Consider the following 18,643-nt stretch of genomic DNA (forward strand, 5'->3'; position numbering starts at 1 on the left):
GACGTAAGGGTCCGGCGGCGCCGAACCCTGCCCGGCCCTGGCGCGGCATCACTTCTTCCGGCGCCTGGCCAGCAGTCGGGGCAGCCCCGCCGGGATCGGCTGACGCGTGGTCGCCGGCGTCGGCAGCGGTCGTTCCGCCAGGCTGCCGTCGGGCAACGGCACCGAAGCCCCTGCCGGCACGAGGCGGAGCACCCGGCACTCGCGCGCCCAGCGCCCCGGCATCTCCTCGCCGTCGGGGGCGTTGAGCCGCTTCCCCTTCAGCTCGGCCACCGCCGCCTCCCACTCCGGTGAGCCGGCGGCCAGCTCGGACACGGTCGCCGGCCAGCTCACCAGCCGGCCCCCCTTGTCCTTGCTGCGCACGGTCACCTCGGCCGAGCCGCCGTCGGTGAGACCGGGCAGCGGCTGCTCTCCGGGCCCGTCGCCGACCAGGCACACCGCACCCTCGTGCCACACGTGCCACAGCGCACGCGCGGCCGGGGCGTCGGCACCCCTGACCCAGACGAGTCCGGACTTCTTGCCGGCCTCCTCGATGAGGGCCAGGTCGAGCAGCTCTCTTGTCATGCGCCCAGCCTATCCAGGCCCGCTCTACAGCCAGCCGTTGCGCTTCAGCGTGCGGTGGATGCCCAGACACAGCACGACCGTGATCCCCATGATCACCGGGTAGCCGTACTTCCAGTGCAGCTCGGGCATGTACTTGAAGTTCATGCCGTACACCCCGCACACCATCGTCGGCACGGCGATGATCGCGGCCCAGGCGGTGATCTTGCGCATGTCCTCGTTCTGCGCGACGGACGCCTGCGCCAGGTTGGCCTGGAGGATGGAGTTGAGCAGCTCGTCGAAGCCCACGACCTGCTCCTGGACCCGGGCGAGGTGGTCCGCGACGTCCCGGAAGTATTTCTGGATGTCGGGGTCGACCAGCCGCATCGGCCGCTCGCTCAGCAGCTGCATCGGCCGCAGCAGCGGAGCCACCGCCCGCTTGAACTCCAGCACCTCACGCTTGAGTTGGTAGATCCGTGCCGAGTCCACACCACGCGAGACCCCGCCCCGGCGGCCCGGCGAGAAGACCTCGGTCTCCACCTCGTCGATGTCGTCCTGCACCGCGTCGGCGACCGCGATGTAGCCGTCCACGACATGGTCGGCGATGGCGTGCAGTACGGCCGAGGGGCCCTTCGCGAGCAGCTCGGGGTCGTCCTGCAACCGGTGGCGCAGCGCCCGCAGGGAGCCCTGGCCGCCGTGCCGGACGGTGATGAAGAAGTCCCGGCCGGTGAAGCACATGACCTCGCCGGTCTCGACGACCTCGCTGGTGGCGGTGAGCCGGTCGTGCTCCACGTAGTGGATGGTCTTGAACACGGTGAAGAGCGAGTCGTCGTACCGCTCCAGCTTGGGCCGCTGGTGGGCCTGGACCGCGTCCTCGACGGCCAGCGGGTGCAGCCCGAACTCCCGGGCGATACCGGCGAATTCCGCCTCGGTCGGCTCGTGCAGGCCGATCCACACGAACCCGCCGTCGCGGCGCACCTGCCGCATCGCCTCCTGCGGGGTCAGCGATCCCGGGCTCTGCACCCGGGCGCCGTCGCGGTAGACCGCGCAGTCGACGACCGCCGAGGGCGTGGCCGGGTCACGCGTGGTGTCGTACGAGGCGCTCGTGCTCGTCGTCTTGCGCAGCGAGTCACGGGACGACGGACGGACCACGGCACGCAGGTCGCGGATCATCGACATGGGCAGGCTCCTTCGCAGGCAGGCAGCGAAAGCGCACGGCAACGGGTGGAACTACCCGGAATGGGGACGTCCTGACTGCGGATGTTTGGCACGTCCACAAAGCGGGGAGCACCGCATCGTCGCGGTGGCGACTTCGCTACTGATGCAGAACTGATTCAGGTCAGACAGATCAGGCAAAGCGAAACGAAGTGCTCTTCCGGACGAAGACGCGAACGGGAAGGCGGCAGCCAGCCAGGAACTACATCAGCAGCCGGAAGAGCGAGTGGTACTACCAGGTCGACTTCGATCCATGACAGCCCCACCTCCTCCGGCCGGTCCCTCGTAAGGGAGTCTCATCGGCGTCGGGACTTGATAGCGACGCTTCTGCGTGCTGCCCCGAACCACCGGCTCAGCGTAGCAGCCGCCCATAGTGTCAAGGCGCCGCTTTGCCCGCTGCTGACGAGTTCTATGCTCACCGCATGGTTGATGTTCTTCCTCTGGTCGAGGCCCGGTTGACCACCGCGCTGGGTACGCCGGACGCGCGCGCCGCGGTCACCTTCCTCGGTACGGACCGCATCGAAGTGCTCCGTTTTCAGGAGGGGGACGTGGTCCGCTATGCCACGCTCGGCATGTCGGCGCACCCCATGACGGATCCCACGGCGATGCTCGCCGACCCCGTCAAGGGCCCCCGCGCAGAGCTGGTCCTGTCGGTCCGCGCGGGCCTCACGGAGACCGACAAGGTGCTCCGTCCGCTCGCCGTCCTCGCCGCGTCCCCGCAGGTGGAGGGTCTGGTGGTGGTCCCCGGCGCCTCCCTGGACGTCGGGGACCCGCTGTGGCCCGGCGCCCCCTTCACCTCGGTCCTGGTCGGCGAACCCGGCGGGCTCGTCGAGGATCTGGAGCTGGACGATCCGATGGAGCCCGTACGGTTCCTGCCGCTGCTGCCGATGACCCCGAACGAGGCGGCCTGGAAGCGGGTGCACGGCGCCCAGGCCCTCCAGGAGCGCTGGCTCGCGAACGGCACGGACCTGAGGGACCCCGCCCGCAGATCCGTCCAGCTCGACTGACCCGGAGTGACCGAACTCACCAACGCAAGGCCGGAATCGGCCAGTTGGCGAAGACGGCGATGCCGCCGGCTCCCGCGTCGAGGGGGTCCATGTGCTTCTCCCGCCCCGGCGGGCGGATGGCCGGCCTGTGCACATGGCAGGTTAGGGGAGCTGATTAGTGCGAGATGCATCTAGTTTTGGCCGGTGAGGTGGCGCGCGCATTCCGTCCGGACGGGTGATCGTCCTTGACGTGGGCCGGTCCGGGTAGGACCGTGGAGCCCTATGAGGGGCGAACCCAGTTGCCCGAAGTGTGGTGGCCGGGTCAGGGCTCCCGGACTCTTCGCCGATTCCTGGCAGTGTGATGTGCACGGGACGGTGCATCCGCTGCAGCCCGTGATCCCGCCCAGCGTCGAGGCGCTCAACGTGATGTTGCACCGCACGCAGGTTCCGGTGTGGATGCCCTGGCCGCTGCCGGTCGGGTGGCTGTTCACCGGTGTGGCCTACGCGGGGGACGACCGCAGCGGCGGTCGTGCCAGCGCCGTGGCCTGCTCCGGTCCCGGCCCGCTCGGCGGCATGGGAGAGCTGATCCTGGTCGCCGAGGAACTCGGCGTCGGCCTCGGCGCGCGGTACGCGGGCATCGACGGCCCCGACCCGGGGGCGTACATGAACGTCGAGAAACCGCCCCAGGCCAAGGTCCTGGCCGCCGGCCGCCCGACCCCGCTCTGGCACGTCACCGGCGCCCCCGACGACCGCGCCGTCTTCGCGGGCGAGGCGCTGGGGCTGTGGCTGTGGGCGGTGCTGTGGCCCGAGAAGTCAGGCCTGCTCATGTACGACGAGCTGGTGCTGACGGATCTGCGGGATGCGGGGGCGGAGCTGGACCTGGTGCCGTGCGGGGCCTTGTCGCCGCGCTTGCTCCAGCCGTAGCGCCGGCTGGGGCGGGGAGCGCCGGCGGTCGGTGGCTGCGGGTGTGTTGCGGCTGGTCGTGCGGTTCCCCGCGCCCGTTCGGCGGCTGCGTCATCATGCGCAGTTCCCCGCTCCCCTTGGCGGCCGCGTGGCCTTGTAGGGGGTGCTCGCCAGGTTCGGGTGTGACAGGGCATCCCTTCGCGACCGCTATCCTTAGGTGTCCCCTTCCGTCCCGTCACCGCCTGGAGTCCGTGTCGTGCGTATCGATCTGCACTGCCACTCCACGGCTTCCGACGGTACGGACACCCCGGCCGAGCTGGTGCGCAATGCCGCTGCCGCCGGGCTGGACGTCGTCGCGCTGACCGACCACGACACCACTCGTGGGTACGCCGAGGCGATCGCCGCGGTGCCCGAGGGGCTCACCCTGGTGACCGGCGCCGAGCTGTCCTGCCGTGTCGACGGCATCTCCATGCACATGCTGGCCTACCTCTTCGACCCCGAGGAGCCCGCCCTGCTCGCCGAGCGCGAGCTGGTCCGGGACGACCGGGTGCCGCGGGCGCAGGGCATGGTCGCCAAGCTGAACGCGCTGGGCGTGCCGGTCACCTGGGAGCAGGTCGAGCGGATCGCCGCCGGCGGTTCCGTGGGGCGTCCGCATGTCGCGACCGCGCTCGTCGAGCTGGGCGTCGTGCCCACGGTGAGCGACGCGTTCACCGAGGAGTGGCTGGCCGACGGCGGCCGGGCCTTCGTGGAGAAGCACGAGACCGACCCCTTCGAGGCGATCCGGCTGGTCAAGGGCGCGGGCGGCGTGGCCGTCTTCGCGCACCCGGCCGCCGCCAAGCGCGGCCGCACGGTGCCGGAGTCCGCGATCGCCCAGATGGCCGCGGCCGGTCTGGACGGCATCGAGGTCGACCACATGGACCACGACCTGGACGCCCGGGAGCGCCTGCGGGGCCTCGCGAAGGAACTGGGGCTGCTGGTCACGGGGTCCTCGGACTACCACGGCAGCCGCAAGACCGTGTCGCTGGGCGAGTACACGACGGACCCCGAGGTGTACGGGGAGATCATCCGGCGGGCCACCGGCGCTTTCCCGGTGCCGGGCACCGGTGGGGCCTGAGGTCCCTCAGGGGCCGACCCCGCTCCGTCTCACGCCCGTTCCGCTCTCTCCTGCAAGGCCTGTACTTCCGCCATGTTCGACGTCGCCGTCTTCGGTTCTCTGTTCCTGACCCTTTTTGTCATCATGGATCCCCCCGGGATCACCCCGATCTTCCTCGCGCTGACCGCGGGGCGCCCTGCCAAGGTGCAGAAGCGGATGGCCTTCCAGGCCGTCTGTGTGGCCTTCGGGGTCATCGCCACGTTCGGCGTCCTGGGCCACCAGATCCTGAACTACCTGCACGTGTCCGTCCCCGCGCTGATGATCGCGGGCGGTCTGCTGCTTCTGCTGATCGCGCTCGACCTGCTCACCGGCAAGACCGACGAGCCGAAGCAGACCAAGGACGTGAACGTCGCCCTCGTACCGCTGGGCATGCCGCTGCTGGCGGGGCCCGGTGCCATCGTGTCCGTGATCCTCGCCGTGCAGAAGGCCGGCAGTGTGGCCACGCAGGTCTCGGTGTGGTCCGCGATCCTCGCGATCCACGTCGTGCTGTGGCTGGTGATGCGCTATTCGCTGCTGATCATCCGGGTCATCAAGGACGGCGGTGTGGTCCTCGTGACGCGGCTCGCGGGCATGATGCTCTCCGCGATCGCGGTGCAGCAGATCATCAACGGTGTCACTCAGGTGATCCGGGGGAGCTGAGACGTGGGCTCGGCTCCCCCGGAAAGCTTGAGTGGCGGTCCGCGTTACGAGGCCGGGGTCTCGGCCGGGCGGATCCACAGGCGCTGTCCGATGGCGGCGGCCTGCTGAACGATCCGGTTGACGGAGGCGGCGTCCACGACGGTGCTGTCCACGGTGGTGCCGTTGACCTCGTCGAGTCGCATGATTTCGAAGCGCATGGGCTTCTCCCTTCGTCTGGTCATCCTCCTGAGGAGAACTACTGGTGTGTCCTGCTGTCGTATGTAGTCAACGGGTTGCGTGTTACAAACATTCCCTACGCTAAAGAAATTTTTCGAACGGCTAATTACTGACCGGTAGATGAGGCGCACGGGACTGACCGGGACCGGTTGTGTTCGTAGCGTGACCGCCGGGACAATGGAAGCGATGAACGACGACCTGGCGGCCCTCGCCGCCCGTATCGACCACACCAACGAGCTACTGCAACGCATGCTCGCCGAGGTGGCGAAGACGCCCTCGACCCACGCGATCTTCGTCGACGCGGGATACCTCTACGCGGCAGCCGGCCGGCTGGTCGCCGGGACGGAGGACCGCCGGGCCTTCGACCTGGACGCCGAGGGTCTCATCGAGGCGCTGATCGACAGGGCCCGCACGATCTTCGCGGACAGCCGGCTGCTCCGCGTCTACTGGTACGACGGCGCCCGGCGCCGCATCCACACCGCCGAGCAGCAGTCCATCGCGGAGCTGCCCGACGTCAAGGTCCGCCTGGGCAACCTCAACGCCAACAACCAGCAGAAGGGCGTCGACTCCCTCATCCGCTCCGACCTGGAGTCCCTCGCCCGGCACCGTGCGATCAGCGACGCGGCCCTGCTCGGCGGCGACGAGGACCTGGTCTCGGCGGTGGAGGCGGCCCAGGGCTACGGCGCCCGCGTCCACCTGTGGGGCATCGAGGCGCCCGAAGGCCGCAACCAGGCCGAGCCGCTGCTCTGGGAGGTCGACAGCCAGCGCACCCTCGACCTGGAGTTCTTCAAGCCGTACGTCTCCCGCCGCACGGCCGCCGCCTACGAGGCCCCCGCCGGCACCCGGCCCACCCGCGAGGACGTGCGCTTCGTCGGCGCCCAGATCGCCGCGAAGTGGCTGGCCGCGCGCGGCCGCGAAGCCCTCGTGGAGCTGCTCCCCGGCCACCCCTACCTGCCAGGCTCGGTCGACCAGGACCTGCTGGTCGAGGCCGAAGGGCTGCTCCAGTACTCCCTGCGAGGCCAGGCGGACCTGCGCCGCGCCCTCAGGGACGGCTTCTGGGAGCACCTGCAGACGCAGTACTAGCCCCGGGCTCCCGCCACCCGCCTCAGCCCGGGTGCTCGTCCCAGAAGCCGGCGACCGCCCGGGCCGTGGCGAGCGGGCGCTCGGTGTTGGGCGAGTGCTCGGCCCCGTCGATGACGGAGCGCCGCGCCCGAAGCCGCACCGCCATCTCGTCCAGCAGAGCCGGCGGCCAGGTGTCGTCCTGCGAGCCCGACAGCACGTGGAACGGCAGCGCTACGGCGGCCAGTTCGGCGATACGGTCCGGCTCGGTGCACAACTGGCGTCCGGTGGCGATGAGCTGGGCGGGCTTGTTGCCCAGCCAGCGATGCCGCAGATCCTCCCGGCCGACCAGGCCGCCGTCGAGCTCGCCCGTGTCGGTCTCCTCGGGCGCCTCCATCGCCTGCATCGCGTCCCACACCTGCGCCATCGTCATCACGCCGAGCGCGTCCCGCAGCAGCTTCACGCGCTGCTGCTGGGAGACCGAGATGTGCGCCGGGCCCGAGGCCATCAGCGTGAGGGAGAGAAACGGCGCGTGGTCGAGCAGCACGGCCGCACGCGAGATCTGCCCGCCGAGCGAGTGCCCCAGCAGATGCACCGGCGTTCCGAGTGCCGCCGCCTGCGCCAGCACGTCCCGCGCCAACTCCTCCTGCGCGTAGGCGGATTCGTCGCGCTCGGGCCCGTCCGACTCGTACTGCCCGCGGCCGTCCACGGCCACGGTCCGGTACCCGCGCTCGGCCAGCGGCACATGCAGCGGATTGAAGTCCTCCTTGCTCCCGGTGAACCCCGGCAGCAGCAGCGCGACGCCCTTCGGCTCGACACCGTCGGCCACGGGCGCGTCGACAACGGCGAACTCACCGCGTGCGGTCCGCAGGGAGTACGCGCGGGCACCGGGAGGCGGGACGAAGGTGGCAGGCCTGCTCATGGGGGAGAGCCTACGGGCGGTGCGCGGGCGGGGTGGAGGGAGGGTGGGGCAGGGGGATGGAGGCGGAGGAAGGGGCAGACGGGGGAGAGAGCGGCAGTGGGGGAGAAGGCCGACGGCCCGGTCCCACAGTGGTGGGCCGGGCCGTCGGGTGAAGCGGTTGTGCTTGTCCTGCGGTGGGGCCGGTCAGGCCTCGGTGACCTCCACGGCCGCCGTCGCCTTCCGCGTCCTGCGCGGCTTCGGCGCCGTCTCCGTGGCCTCGGCCACGGGCTCCGCGGCCTTGCGGGTCCGGCGGCGCGGCTTGGCGTCCGGCTCCTCGGTGGCCTGCGCCGGAATCTCCGGAGCAGCCGCCGCGGCAACGGCCTTGCGGGTCCGCCGGGCCTTGGGCGCGGCGGCGACCTCGGAACCGTCCACCGTGGCTTCGGCAGCAGCGGCCGTCTTGCGGGTACGGCGGGGCTTGACCTCGGCCTCCGTCGCTTCCGGAGCGACTGCCGTCGCCTTGCGTGTGCGGCGCGGCTTGGCCTCGGTGGCCTCGGCCGTGTCCACGGCGGCCTCGGCGGCAGCGGCGGCGGTCTTGCGGGTCCGGCGCGGCTTGGCCTCGACCTCGGCCTCCACCGTTTCCGGAGCGGCAGCCGTCGCCTTGCGTGTGCGGCGCGGCTTGGCCTCGGTGGCCTCGGCCGTGTCCACGGCGGCCTCGGCGGCGGCAGCGGCGGTCTTGCGGGTGCGGCGCGGCTTGGTCGCCGGGGCGGCCTCGTCCGTGCCTTCGGCCGTCGTGACTGCCGTTTCGGCGGCCGGCTCGGCCGTCTTGCGGGTGCGGCGGCGCGGCTTGGCCTCGGTGGCTTCGGCCGTGTCCACGGCGGCCTCGGCGGCAGCGGCGGCGGTCTTGCGGGTCCGGCGCGGCTTGGCCTCGACCTCGGCCTCCACCGTTTCCGGGGCGGTGGCCACGGTCTCCGGGGCGGCGGCCGCGGTCTTGCGGGTGCGGCGCGGCTTGGTCGCCGGGGCGGCCTCGTCCGTGCCTTCGGCCGTCGCGACTGCCGTTTCGGCGGCCGGCTCGGCCGTCTTGCGGGTGCGGCGGCGCGGCTTGGCCTCGGTGGCCTCGGCCGTGTCCACGGCGGCCTCGGCGGCAGCGGCGGCGGTCTTGCGGGTCCGGCGCGGCTTGGCCTCGGTCACGTCGGCGGCGGCCGCGGGCGCGGCCTCGGCCACAGGGGCGGCCTCGGTCGCCGGAGCCTCGGTCACCTGGACCTCGGCCGCCTCGGCCGACTTCCGGGTGCGGCGACGGCGCGGCTGCTCCGGGGTCTCCAGCGCGGCCGGGCCCTCCGCCGTGTCAACGGCGGCTTCGGGGGTCACGGTCGCGGCAGCGGCCGGCACCGCCTCCGCCGCGGCTCCGCCGCGCGTGCGGCGACGGCGGCGCGGGGTGCGGGTCGCCGACGGCTCCTCCACGGTGCCGGTCTCGGCGGCCGGCGCCGAGGCGGTCGTAGCGGGGGCGGTCGTAGCGGCGGCGTCCAGCGGCGCACCGTTGCGGGTGCGGCGGCGACGGCGCGGCGTGCGCGCCGGGCGCTCACGCTCGGCCGTGGCGGACTCGGCACGGCCGTCGCGGCCGCCCCGGCCACCGCGACCGCGCGCATTGCGGCCACCGGTCTCGCCCAGGTCCTCCAGCTCCTCCGCGTCGAGCCCGGCGCGGATGCGCTCCGAGCGCGGCAGAGTGCCCTTGGTGCCCGCGGGGATGCCGAGGTCCGAGAACAGGTGCGGGGAGCTGGAGTACGTCTCCACCGGGTCGTTGAACTGCAGCTCCAGCGCCTTGTTGATCAGCTGCCAGCGCGGGATGTCGTCCCAGTCGACGAACGTGATGGCCGTACCCTTCGCGCCCGCGCGGCCCGTACGGCCGACGCGGTGCAGGTACGTCTTCTCGTCCTCGGGGGACTGGTAGTTGATGACGTGGGTCACGCCCTCGACGTCGATACCGCGCGCGGCGACGTCGGTGCAGACGAGGACGTCGACCTTGCCGTTGCGGAAGGCCCGCAGGGCCTGCTCACGGGCGCCCTGGCCGAGGTCGCCGTGGACCGCGCCGGAGGCGAAGCCGCGGCGCTGCAGCTGCTCGGCGATGTCGGCGGCCGTCCGCTTCGTACGGCAGAAGATCATCGCGAGACCGCGGCCGTCGGCCTGCAGTATGCGCGCGACCATCTCCGGCTTGTCGAGGGAGTGCGCGCGGTAGACGAACTGCTTGATGTTCGCGACCGTCGCGCCCTCGTCGTCCGGCGCGGTGGCGCGGATGTGGGTGGGCTGCGACATGTAGCGGCGCGCGAGGCCGATGACCGCGCCCGGCATGGTCGCCGAGAACAGCATGGTCTGGCGCCTGGCCGGCAGCAGGTTGATGATCTTCTCGACGTCGGGCAGGAAGCCCAGGTCGAGCATCTCGTCGGCCTCGTCGAGCACCAGGCTCTTGATGTGGCTCAGGTCCAGCTTCTTCTGCCCGGCCAGGTCCAGCAGGCGGCCCGGGGTGCCGACGACCACGTCGACGCCCTTCTTCAGGGCCTCGACCTGGGGCTCGTAGGCCCGGCCGCCGTAGATCGCCATCACGCGCACGTTACGGACCTTGCCGGCCGTCAGCAGGTCGTTGGTGACCTGGGTGCACAGCTCGCGCGTGGGGACGACGACGAGCGCCTGCGGGGCGTCGGTGAGAGCCTCGGGCCCCGCGCGGCCCGCCTCGACGTCGGCGGGGACGGTCACGCGCTCGAGGAGCGGAAGGCCGAAGCCGAGCGTCTTGCCGGTGCCGGTCTTGGCCTGGCCGATGACATCCGTGCCGGAGAGGGCGACGGGGAGCGTCATCTCCTGGATGGGGAAGGGGGTGATGATGCCGACGGCTTCCAGGGCTTCGGCGGTCTCGGGCAGGATCCCGAGGTCTCGGAACGTGGTAGTCAGGGTTATGCCTCTTCTGTGTGCGCGGTGCGAGGCGAGCGCGGGGGTCATGACTGACCGTGCCGGGGACGTCGGCTGCCGTACGGACGAGCCACTCGGGCAAGCCGTAAGACACGGGACCACTGCCGACGCTCTAGCGCTCGTACCGCTGAGGGTGTCCCTCCGGTCGTCGTACGTAATGAGCCGTACGGCCAGGGAGGGCTGTCGGGTCGGAGCCGATCGGGCCACCGACCGGGCATCCTCATGCGTGCAGCCTGTCGGAGGACGTCGTACATCGTCGACGCACTCTCAGCAGGCGCATTACCACCATACCCCGGATTGGCGCACATGCGATGGCCGATTTGGTCACGTAGTCGTGGTCACAGTGCTTGGCCAGGGGCTTCCGAGGTACGGCAAGCGGGCTATTGTGCGCCTCATGACTAGCTCTGACAAGCCTGAGAACGCGTCCGCCGCACCCGCCGAGCACACCGGTGTCGCCGCCCAGGACTGGGCGCAGGCCTCCGCCGACCCGCAGTACCGTGCCGCGGTCGTGGACCTGCTCGGCGCGCTCGCGTACGGCGAGCTGGCGGCGTTCGAGCGGCTTGCGGAGGACGCCAAGCTGGCGCCGACGCTCGCGGACAAGGCGGAGCTGGCGAAGATGGCCTCGGCCGAGTTCCACCACTTCGAGAGGCTGCGGGACCGGCTGACCGAGATCGGCGAGGAGCCGACCGCGGCGATGGAGCCCTTCGTGGCGGCCCTGGACGGCTTCCACAAGCAGACCGCGCCCTCGGACTGGCTGGAGGGCCTGGTCAAGGCGTACGTCGGCGACTCGATCGCGAGCGACTTCTACCGGGAGGTCGCGGCCCGCCTCGACACCGACACGCGCGAGCTGGTTCTCGCCGTCCTCGACGACACCGGGCACGCCGAATTCGCGGTGGAGAAGGTGCGCGCGGCGATCGACGCCGACCCGCGCGTGGGCGGCCGGCTGGCGCTGTGGGCGCGGCGGCTGATGGGCGAGGCGCTGTCGCAGTCGCAGCGGGTGGTCGCCGACCGGGACGCGCTGTCGACCATGCTCGTGGGCGGCGTCGCCGACGGGTTCGATCTCGCGGAGGTCGGCAGGATGTTCTCGCGGATCACCGAGGCGCACACCAAGCGGATGGCCGCGCTGGGGCTCGCGGCCTGAGCGCTGTCCGTTTCGTGGGGGGTGGTTTCGGCCGACTCGCGGCTGCGCCGTGACTGGGCGCGCGGTTCACCGCGTCCCGGGCGGCTGCGCCGCGCCGCCCCCTGCCCCGGTGCCTACGCCGTCGCTGATCGTCGGCGCAGGCGGGCTGACGGGCGCAGGAGCAGGGACAGGGACGCCGCTGAGACGATCGCCGCGCCCAGGAGGTTCAGCAGGACGCTGCCCGAGCCGAGGGAGCTGTGGGTGACGAAGTCACCGAAAAGAGCTCCGGCGACGCCTGTCGAGAGCACCAGGGGCCGGGCGGGCAGGCGGTGTGACAGCCGGTGGGTCGCCGCCCAGGCGAGGATCAGACCGAGCACGGCGGATCCGATTGCTTCCAGGATCATCTCGGGGGTCCCTCCCACGGCCGGCCTGTGCTTCACGGTCGTAGCCGGTCATACCCGTGACCTGCGGATTGCAATCCTCCTCCGTGGGCGACTTGTGCACCTTCCGTGCGCAGGCCGCACAGCCGGAAGGGCCCGGCGGCGCAGTGCCGCCGGGCCCTTCTCGAACCGGGTCTAGAGAGTGCCGAAGCCCACCTTGCGGACCGTCGGCTCGCCGATCTCCACGTACGCCAGGCGGTCCGCCGGGACCAGGACCTTGCGGCCGCGCTCGTCCACGAGGCTCAGCAGCTGCGACTTTCCGGCCAGCGCCTCGGCCACCACGCGCTCGATGTCCTCGGCGCTCTGACCGCTCTCCAGAACGATCTCGCGGGGCGCGTGCTGCACGCCGATCTTGACCTCCACGGCTATGTCCCTCCGACGGTCAGTGATGTGCGCGATCTTCCGCGCCGTACCCAGCACACATTAGCCCGGTGAGCGGACGTACACGCTGCGGGCCGGAACGCCAACAGCGAACACCGGGCGGGAACAAACGAGCGTCAGTGGTTCTCGGTGCCGTGCAGCGGGAAGCCGGCGATGCCCCGCCAGGCGAGCGAGGTCAGCAGCTGCACCGCCTGATCGCGCGGCACGGTGCGGTCGCTGTGCAGCCAGGAACGCGCCACCACCTGGGCGAGGCCGCCGAGCCCGGAGGCGAGCAGCATCGACTCCGGGCGCGAGAGGCCCGTGTCCTCGGCGATGACTTCGCAGATCGCCTCGGCACAGTCGTTGGTGACCTTGTCGACCCGCTCGCGCACCGCGGGCTCGTTCGTCAGGTCCGACTCGAAGACCAGACGGAAGGCGCCGCCGTCGTCCTCGACGTACGCGAAGTAGGCGTCCATGGTCGCCCGCACGCGCTGCTTGTTGTCGGTCGTCGACGCGAGTGCGCCGCGCACGGCCTGGATCAGCGACTCGCAGTGCTGGTCCAGCAGGGCGAGGTAGAGGTCGAGCTTGCCGGGGAAGTGCTGATAGAGCACCGGCTTGCTGACGCCCGCCCGCTCGGCGATGTCGTCCATCGCGGCCGCGTGGTAGCCCTGTGCGACGAAGACCTCCTGGGCGGCGCCCAGGAGCTGGTTCCGTCGGGCTCGGCGCGGCAGACGGGTGCCACGCGGGCGCGCCGCCTCAGTTTGCTCGATGGCTGTCACGCCGCCTCCCAGAGTCGTCCACATGCGGTGTCAGCCGCGCGGCCATCGTACTTTTCGGTAACCGTGGTGTGCGCGGTGCGAGCGCAGAATTTCACGTACCGGACGGCGACGAAAGCCACAAAGCCAGGCTTACACGGCCGGAGCGGTGTCGAATGGTCCCACGTGGTCAGCGGTAGTCCTCTTCGTCGATCGCCACCACGCGCGCCTGTTCGATCAGATCGGCCTCGTTCCCGCGGTCCGGATCCACTCCCGTGAGCGGGTCGTCGCGCTCCGGCGTGATGTCGGCGCGCTGCTCGACGGCGTCACCCTCCGGGGCCTCCACGTCGATCGACGGGATGTCGTCGGCCGGCAGATCCTCGATCACGTCGGGCTCGATGGGGTCATAGGCCATGGTGGGCTCCCTTCCTACGAACGTCCCTGGAAACCGCAGGGGCCACATACGGGTGCCCTCGGTACGAGCCTAGGAGACACCTGATCCGGACGCCATGCCATGGGCACCCGTTCGCCGTGCGGTTCCCCGGTCCGGGTCTCCGTCACGGCAGGGGTCAACCTGTGACGGCGAACACAGGCGAACACATGAGCCACAGCGTGATCGTCTCGTAACATTGCCGCATGTCTTCGACGGAGTCGCCGTCCGTAACGGCTGCCAGCGTCCTCCCGAAGGTGGCGCCCGTCCGGGTCGGCGAGGGCGAGCGGCTGAGGTCGGTGGGACTGCCGGGGGTCACCCTGTCGGTCCGTTCGCGGCGCCCCGCGCGCGAGGGGCTGCCGCCCGCGCTGTACATCCACGGGCTCGGCGGTTCCTCGCAGAACTGGTCCACCCTGATGAGGGAGCTGGACGGCGTCGTCGAGAGCGAGGCGGTCGACCTGCCCGGCTTCGGTGACTCCCCGCCCCCGGACGACGGCAACTACTCCGTCACGGGGCACGCGCGCGCGGTCATCCGCCATCTGGACGCCGCCGAGCGCGGCCCGGTCCATCTCTTCGGCAATTCCCTCGGCGGAGCGGTCGCCACGCGCGTCTCCGCCGTGCGACCCGATCTCGTACGCACCCTGACGCTGATCTCGCCCGCACTGCCGGAGCTGCGCGTGCAGCGCACCGCGATGCCCACGGCGCTGCTGGGCGTGCCCGGGGTGGCCGGGCTCTTCACCCGGCTCACCAGGGAGTGGACGGCCGAGCAGCGCGTGCGCGGCGTGCTGGGGCTTTGCTACGGCGACCCCGGGCGCGTGTCGCCGGAGGCGTTCCAGCAGGCCGTGGAAGAGCTGGAGCGGCGGCTGCAACTGCCGTACTTCTGGGACGCGATGGCACGCTCCGCGCGCGGGGTGGTCAATGCCTACACCCTCGGCGGCCAGCACGGGCTGTGGCGTCAGGCGGAGCGCGTGCTCGCCCCGACTCTTCTGATCTACGGCGGCCGCGACCAGCTGGTCGGCTACCGCATGGCCCGCAAGGCCACCCGCTCCTTCCCGGACTCCCGCCTCCTGTCCCTGCCGGAGGCGGGTCACGTGGCGATGATGGAGTACCCCGAGGTGGTGGCCGGAGCATTCCGGGAACTCCTCGCGGAGAAGGGGGAGTTCGTCGGTGAGGGCGAGTCCGGGACCGTCGGCGTGGCCCGGGGGACGGACGCCGCGGCGCCCGGTGCCGGATCCGGCACGACCGCCGGGGGCGACGTCGCCGCCACGGGCGCGGGGAGCTGAGGGCCGAGGTGGGACGTCACAGCCGCCGCGGACCGGCCCCCAAGGACGACTCCGCCGACATAGCCGCCCGGCGAGGGCGACGGGGCTCTGCCTCGTCCACCCCGCGCGAGACGCGACAGCCCACCCTGCCCGGCCAGCGTCAGGCACCCGAGGGCGCTCCCCAGGGGTACGGCCCGCCGCGCACCGCCCAGGGCGCGCCCGGTTCCCCTCCGGGGACCCCGGCGGGAGGCGCACCGCGCTTCCCCGGCGGCACGCCTGCCCAGGGGGTCCCGCGTCCGCCCGACGGCACCCCCGCCTCCGGCGTGCCCCGCCTTCCGGACGGCACGCCCGCCCGTGGTGTTCCCCGGATCCCGGGTGGGCCGCGTATGCAGGGCGGCCGGCGGGCGCCCGAGGGGACTCCGGCCCAAGGGACCCGGCGCCTGTCCGACGGCACCTCCGCCTCCGGCGTGCCCCGGCTTTCCGACGGCACCCCTGCCCGCGGTGTGCCGCGGCCCGACAGTGGTGCCGGGCAGGCCCGGGGCGGGCATCCAGAGCAGCGTGAAGCCGGCGGCGGCTGGGGAGAGTTCGCGGGTGCGGCCGGGTCCGGCGCCGGGGCTGCGCCCGGAGGGCGGCAGGGCTCCGGCGGGACCACTACGGCCTTTCCGCGGCAGCGGCAGGGCGGGCCGGGCCGTTCCGGCGGCGGGCCCCGGCAGGACTACCTCGAGGCCTTCGAGGAGGGCGCCGACGTCTTCGCGCCCCGGTCCGGCCGTACGAAGTCCGCCGAGGAGCAGGAGTCGTACGACGCCGGTGCGGAGCCGGCGACAGACGGGGGCGAGGCGCCGCCGGGCGGCCTGCCCGCGCAGCGTGGCGGCAGCAAGGGACGGGCCTTCACCGGTATCGCGGCCGCGGCCGTGACCACGGTGCTCGCGGTCGTCGTCGCCGGGCAGGTCGCCGACCGCCACGACGGCGCCGGCGTACGGTCGCAGTCCGCCGGCGACCTGGCGCGCGGCACCCGGGTCCCCGGGCAGGGCGCCCCGTCCGCCGCGCCGAGCGCCGCGACGCTGACGTACGAGCAGAAGATGGACCGGAAGTACCCGCTCGGCGCCACGCTGCAGGGCTCCGGGAAGTTCGACACCGTCCCGGGGTTCGACAAGGCGCCCGGCAAGGGGCAGAAGTACACCTACCGCGTCGACGTCGAGCAGGGACTCGGCCTGGACGGCGAGCTGTTCGCCGCCGCCGTGCAGAAAACACTCAACGACAGCCGCAGCTGGGCCCACGGCGGCACCCGTACCTTCGAGCGCGTCTCCTCCGGCAAACCCGACTTCGTGATCACGCTCGCCAGCCCCGGCACCACCGCCAAGTGGTGCGCCAAGTCGGGCCTGGACACCACGGAGGACAACGTCTCCTGCGACTCGGCGTCCACCGAGCGCGTGATGATCAACGCCTACCGATGGGCGCAGGGCAGCAAGACATACGGGGACAAGATCCACCCGTACCGGCAGATGCTCATCAATCACGAGGTGGGCCACCGGCTCGGGCACGGCCATGTGTCGTGCCAGAAGGACGGCGAGCTGGCGCCGGTCATGCAGCAGCAGACCAAGTTCCTCGACCACGACGGAATCCACTGCCTGCCCAACCCCTGGCCCTATCCCGGGAGTTGACAGGAGCCGCTCGCGTCACATTGACATGAGCAGCAAGTTCGTTCATATTTTTGCGCATGTGGTCTAGTCATGCCGTCTCCAACAGCGCCGCCATCGAGCTGGCGCTGATCGGTGTGACCGCGCTCTGCGTGGCCGACATCCACTGTCACTGACGCCGCCTCCCTGGCGTTCGCGTCGCGACTTTTCCCCTTCTTTCGTCCGTGACCGTGTCACGGATTTTTCGACGACCCGACGCCGGGGCCGACGTCTGTCCGCAGCCGTCTCACTCCTCGTCCACATGTCTCACTCTTCGAGAATTCCTCGATCAGTTCCCCGAGAGGTCGTCTTTCCGATGCGTCAACCGTCCGTCATAGCGCGCCGCGTGGCAGCGGCATCCGTCAGCCTGGTCGTGGCAGCGGGCGCCGCCGCCTGCGGCCCGAAGGACAACGATGCCAAGGGCTCCGGTGGCGACTCCGCGCCGCACAAGGGCGGCACGCTGACCGTTCTGAACTCCGAACCGCAGCAGGACTTCGACCCCGCCCGCCTCTACACCTCCGGCGGCGGCAACGTCCCCTCGCTCGTGTTCCGCACCCTCACCACACGCAACCGGGAGAACGGCGCGGCCGGCGCCAAGGTCGTCCCGGACCTGGCCACCGACACCGGGCGCCCCAGCAAGGACGCGACCGTCTGGACGTACACCCTGAAGAAGGGCCTGAAGTACGAGGACGGCACCCCGATCACCTCGGCCGACGTCAAGTACGGCATCGAGCGCTCCTTCGCCCCCGAACTCTCCGGCGGCGCACCGTATCTGAGGGACTGGCTGGTCGGCGCGGCCGACTACCAGGGCCCGTACAAGGACAAGAAGGGCCTCTCGGCGATCGAGACGCCGGACGCGCGGACCATCGTCTTCCACCTGAACAAGCCCGAGGGCGAGTTCCCGTTCCTGGCCACGCAGACGCAGTTCACGCCCGTCCCGAAGGGCAAGGACACGGGCACCAAGTACGAGGAGCACCCGATCTCGTCGGGCCCGTACAAGGTCGTGAAGAACGAGAACGACGGTGAGCACCTGGTGCTCGAGCGCAACACGTACTGGTCCACGGCGGTCGACGCCGAGCGCAAGGCCTACCCGGACACCGTCGACGTCCGCTCCGGCCTCGACTCCTCCGTGATCAACCAGCGGCTGTCCGCGTCTCAGAGTGCGGACGCGGCCGCGGTCACCACGGACACCAACCTCGGCCCGGCCGAGCTCGCCAAGGTGACCGGGGACAAGGAGCTGGCCGCGCGTGTGGGCACCGGCCACTTCGGCTACACGAACTACATCGCCTTCAACCCGAAGGTGAAGCCGTTCGACGACATCAGGGTGCGGCAGGCGATCTCCTACGCCATCGACCGGTCGTCCGTGATCAACGCGGCCGGCGGCTCCGCGCTCGCCGAGCCCGCCACCACCTACCTGCCCGACCAGAAGTCCTTCGGCTACGAGCCGTACGACCTCTTCCCGGCGGGCAGGGCCGGCAACCCGGCGAAGGCCAGGGAGCTGCTGAAGGAGGCCGGCCACAAGAACGGGCTGACCATCACCCTCACGCACTCCAACGACAAGAACTTCGAGACCAGCCCGGAGATCGCCACCGCCATCCAGGACGCCCTGAAGAAGGCCGGCATCACGGTCAAACTCCAGGGGCTGGAGGACAACGACTACCGGGACAAGATCCACAGCGTGAAGACCGAGCCGGGCTTCTTCCTCGCCCTCTGGGGTGCCGACTGGCCCTCCGGCGGTCCCTTCCTCGCCCCGATCTTCGACGGCCGGCAGATCGTCAAGGACGGAGCGAACTTCAACACGGGCCTGCTCGACGACAAGTCGGTCAATGACGAGATTGACGCGATCAACAAGTTGACCGACCTTGACGCGGCCGCCAAGCGGTGGGGTGCACTGGACAAGAAGATCGGCGCGCAGGCCCTGACCGTGCCGCTGTTCCACCCCGTCTACAAGCGCCTGTACGGCAAGGACGTCAAGAACATCGTGATCAGCGACTGGACCGGTGTTCTGGACATCTCCCAGGTCGCGGTCAAGTAGC

19 protein-coding genes are annotated in these 18,643 nt (G+C 71.3%); 10 read left to right on the forward strand and 9 right to left on the reverse strand.

Going from position 1 to position 18,643, the window contains the following annotated elements; genetic code table 11:
• Positions 1-48: 48 nt before the first annotated feature.
• The gene (locus tag AC07DS_RS18065) at positions 49-561 is read right to left on the reverse strand and encodes a hypothetical protein (RefSeq protein WP_479146419.1); all 513 of its coding nucleotides are present in this window, start codon (positions 559-561) and stop codon (positions 49-51) included.
• Positions 562-585: 24 nt separating this feature from the next.
• A complete protein-coding gene (locus AC07DS_RS18070) occupies positions 586-1,716 on the reverse strand; it encodes a magnesium and cobalt transport protein CorA (protein WP_479146420.1) in 1,131 nt (376 codons plus the stop codon).
• A 458-nt stretch (positions 1,717-2,174) separates the two neighbouring features.
• Between AC07DS_RS18070 and AC07DS_RS18075 the strand changes: the two genes are divergently transcribed.
• The 4 genes from AC07DS_RS18075 (at position 2,175) to AC07DS_RS18090 (ending at position 5,433) form a co-directional block, all read left to right on the forward strand.
• The gene (locus tag AC07DS_RS18075; protein ID WP_479146422.1) at positions 2,175-2,759 is read left to right on the forward strand and encodes a suppressor of fused domain protein; all 585 of its coding nucleotides are present in this window, start codon (positions 2,175-2,177) and stop codon (positions 2,757-2,759) included.
• Positions 2,760-3,020: 261 nt separating this feature from the next.
• Positions 3,021-3,662 carry a DUF6758 family protein gene (locus tag AC07DS_RS18080; protein ID WP_479146423.1) on the forward strand — a complete coding sequence of 214 codons (642 nt, stop codon included), beginning with the start codon at positions 3,021-3,023 and terminating at the stop codon, positions 3,660-3,662.
• Positions 3,663-3,897: 235 nt separating this feature from the next.
• On the forward strand, positions 3,898-4,755 hold the full coding sequence (locus tag AC07DS_RS18085; protein WP_145883186.1) for a PHP domain-containing protein: 858 nt from the start codon (positions 3,898-3,900) through the stop codon (positions 4,753-4,755).
• A gap of 72 nt (positions 4,756-4,827) precedes the next feature.
• Positions 4,828-5,433 carry a MarC family protein gene (locus AC07DS_RS18090; RefSeq protein ID WP_336111566.1) on the forward strand — a complete coding sequence of 202 codons (606 nt, stop codon included), beginning with the start codon at positions 4,828-4,830 and terminating at the stop codon, positions 5,431-5,433.
• A 44-nt stretch (positions 5,434-5,477) separates the two neighbouring features.
• Here the strand turns inward: AC07DS_RS18090 and AC07DS_RS18095 are convergent, their stop codons facing one another.
• Positions 5,478-5,630 (reverse strand): hypothetical protein, encoded by a 153-nt coding sequence (locus AC07DS_RS18095; RefSeq protein WP_186581692.1) that lies wholly within the window; start codon positions 5,628-5,630, stop codon positions 5,478-5,480.
• Positions 5,631-5,835: 205 nt separating this feature from the next.
• Here AC07DS_RS18095 and AC07DS_RS18100 point away from each other — a divergent pair, with 205 nt between their 5' ends.
• A complete protein-coding gene (locus tag AC07DS_RS18100; protein WP_479146426.1) occupies positions 5,836-6,732 on the forward strand; it encodes an NYN domain-containing protein in 897 nt (298 codons plus the stop codon).
• 22 nt (positions 6,733-6,754) lie between these two features.
• Here AC07DS_RS18100 and AC07DS_RS18105 read toward each other — a convergent pair whose 3' ends face one another.
• On the reverse strand, positions 6,755-7,630 hold the full coding sequence (locus AC07DS_RS18105) for an alpha/beta fold hydrolase (RefSeq protein WP_479146428.1): 876 nt from the start codon (positions 7,628-7,630) through the stop codon (positions 6,755-6,757).
• Between the two features lie 183 nt (positions 7,631-7,813).
• Complete coding sequence (locus AC07DS_RS18110; RefSeq protein WP_479146707.1) at positions 7,814-10,453, reverse strand: DEAD/DEAH box helicase; 2,640 nt, start codon at positions 10,451-10,453, stop codon at positions 7,814-7,816.
• Between the two features lie 505 nt (positions 10,454-10,958).
• On the opposite strand from AC07DS_RS18110, the gene AC07DS_RS18115 reads away from it, so the two are divergent.
• On the forward strand, positions 10,959-11,705 hold the full coding sequence (locus AC07DS_RS18115; protein WP_479146430.1) for a ferritin-like fold-containing protein: 747 nt from the start codon (positions 10,959-10,961) through the stop codon (positions 11,703-11,705).
• 113 nt (positions 11,706-11,818) lie between these two features.
• On the opposite strand, the gene AC07DS_RS18120 is transcribed toward AC07DS_RS18115, so the two are convergent.
• The 4 genes from AC07DS_RS18120 to AC07DS_RS18135 all read right to left on the reverse strand — a co-directional run bounded on the left by AC07DS_RS18120 (position 11,819) and on the right by AC07DS_RS18135 (position 13,654).
• Positions 11,819-12,088 (reverse strand): hypothetical protein, encoded by a 270-nt coding sequence (locus tag AC07DS_RS18120; protein ID WP_479146432.1) that lies wholly within the window; start codon positions 12,086-12,088, stop codon positions 11,819-11,821.
• Between the two features lie 171 nt (positions 12,089-12,259).
• Entirely contained in the window at positions 12,260-12,487 is a 228-nt protein-coding gene (locus tag AC07DS_RS18125; RefSeq protein WP_479146434.1) for a DUF3107 domain-containing protein, read from the reverse strand.
• A 134-nt stretch (positions 12,488-12,621) separates the two neighbouring features.
• Entirely contained in the window at positions 12,622-13,263 is a 642-nt protein-coding gene (locus AC07DS_RS18130; RefSeq protein WP_479146436.1) for a TetR/AcrR family transcriptional regulator, read from the reverse strand.
• Positions 13,264-13,429: 166 nt separating this feature from the next.
• The gene (locus AC07DS_RS18135) at positions 13,430-13,654 is read right to left on the reverse strand and encodes a hypothetical protein (RefSeq protein ID WP_479146437.1); all 225 of its coding nucleotides are present in this window, start codon (positions 13,652-13,654) and stop codon (positions 13,430-13,432) included.
• 221 nt (positions 13,655-13,875) lie between these two features.
• Here AC07DS_RS18135 and AC07DS_RS18140 point away from each other — a divergent pair, with 221 nt between their 5' ends.
• The 4 genes from AC07DS_RS18140 (at position 13,876) to AC07DS_RS18155 (ending at position 18,642) form a co-directional block, all read left to right on the forward strand.
• Entirely contained in the window at positions 13,876-14,952 is a 1,077-nt protein-coding gene (locus AC07DS_RS18140) for an alpha/beta fold hydrolase (protein ID WP_479146439.1), read from the forward strand.
• Positions 14,953-14,960: 8 nt separating this feature from the next.
• Positions 14,961-16,592 carry a DUF3152 domain-containing protein gene (locus AC07DS_RS18145; RefSeq protein ID WP_479146440.1) on the forward strand — a complete coding sequence of 544 codons (1,632 nt, stop codon included), beginning with the start codon at positions 14,961-14,963 and terminating at the stop codon, positions 16,590-16,592.
• A 56-nt stretch (positions 16,593-16,648) separates the two neighbouring features.
• On the forward strand, positions 16,649-16,744 hold the full coding sequence (locus AC07DS_RS18150; RefSeq protein WP_315903842.1) for an Ms4533A family Cys-rich leader peptide: 96 nt from the start codon (positions 16,649-16,651) through the stop codon (positions 16,742-16,744).
• 179 nt (positions 16,745-16,923) lie between these two features.
• Complete coding sequence (locus AC07DS_RS18155) at positions 16,924-18,642, forward strand: ABC transporter substrate-binding protein (RefSeq protein ID WP_479146443.1); 1,719 nt, start codon at positions 16,924-16,926, stop codon at positions 18,640-18,642.
• The last annotated feature ends 1 nt before the right edge of the window (position 18,643 follow it).

Source organism: Streptomyces sp. NPDC044064, assembly GCF_056434245.1.

Bases quoted from the DNA above. Each gene is read 5' to 3' on its own strand.
- AC07DS_RS18120 (WP_479146432.1), bottom strand. From the start codon at position 12,088: ATGATCCTGGAAGCAATCGGATCCGCCGTGCTCGGTCTGATCCTCGCC.
- AC07DS_RS18135 (WP_479146437.1), bottom strand. From the start codon at position 13,654: ATGGCCTATGACCCCATCGAGCCCGACGTGATCGAGGATCTGCCGGCC.
- AC07DS_RS18080 (WP_479146423.1), top strand. From the start codon at position 3,021: ATGAGGGGCGAACCCAGTTGCCCGAAGTGTGGTGGCCGGGTCAGGGCT.
- AC07DS_RS18110 (WP_479146707.1), bottom strand. From the start codon at position 10,453: ATGACGCTCCCCGTCGCCCTCTCCGGCACGGATGTCATCGGCCAGGCC.
- AC07DS_RS18150 (WP_315903842.1), top strand. From the start codon at position 16,649: ATGTGGTCTAGTCATGCCGTCTCCAACAGCGCCGCCATCGAGCTGGCG.
- AC07DS_RS18075 (WP_479146422.1), top strand. From the start codon at position 2,175: ATGGTTGATGTTCTTCCTCTGGTCGAGGCCCGGTTGACCACCGCGCTG.
- AC07DS_RS18100 (WP_479146426.1), top strand. From the start codon at position 5,836: ATGAACGACGACCTGGCGGCCCTCGCCGCCCGTATCGACCACACCAAC.
- AC07DS_RS18105 (WP_479146428.1), bottom strand. From the start codon at position 7,630: ATGAGCAGGCCTGCCACCTTCGTCCCGCCTCCCGGTGCCCGCGCGTAC.
- AC07DS_RS18070 (WP_479146420.1), bottom strand. From the start codon at position 1,716: ATGTCGATGATCCGCGACCTGCGTGCCGTGGTCCGTCCGTCGTCCCGT.
- AC07DS_RS18090 (WP_336111566.1), top strand. From the start codon at position 4,828: ATGTTCGACGTCGCCGTCTTCGGTTCTCTGTTCCTGACCCTTTTTGTC.
- AC07DS_RS18155 (WP_479146443.1), top strand. From the start codon at position 16,924: ATGCGTCAACCGTCCGTCATAGCGCGCCGCGTGGCAGCGGCATCCGTC.
- AC07DS_RS18065 (WP_479146419.1), bottom strand. From the start codon at position 561: ATGACAAGAGAGCTGCTCGACCTGGCCCTCATCGAGGAGGCCGGCAAG.
- AC07DS_RS18140 (WP_479146439.1), top strand. From the start codon at position 13,876: ATGTCTTCGACGGAGTCGCCGTCCGTAACGGCTGCCAGCGTCCTCCCG.
- AC07DS_RS18115 (WP_479146430.1), top strand. From the start codon at position 10,959: ATGACTAGCTCTGACAAGCCTGAGAACGCGTCCGCCGCACCCGCCGAG.
- AC07DS_RS18095 (WP_186581692.1), bottom strand. From the start codon at position 5,630: ATGCGCTTCGAAATCATGCGACTCGACGAGGTCAACGGCACCACCGTG.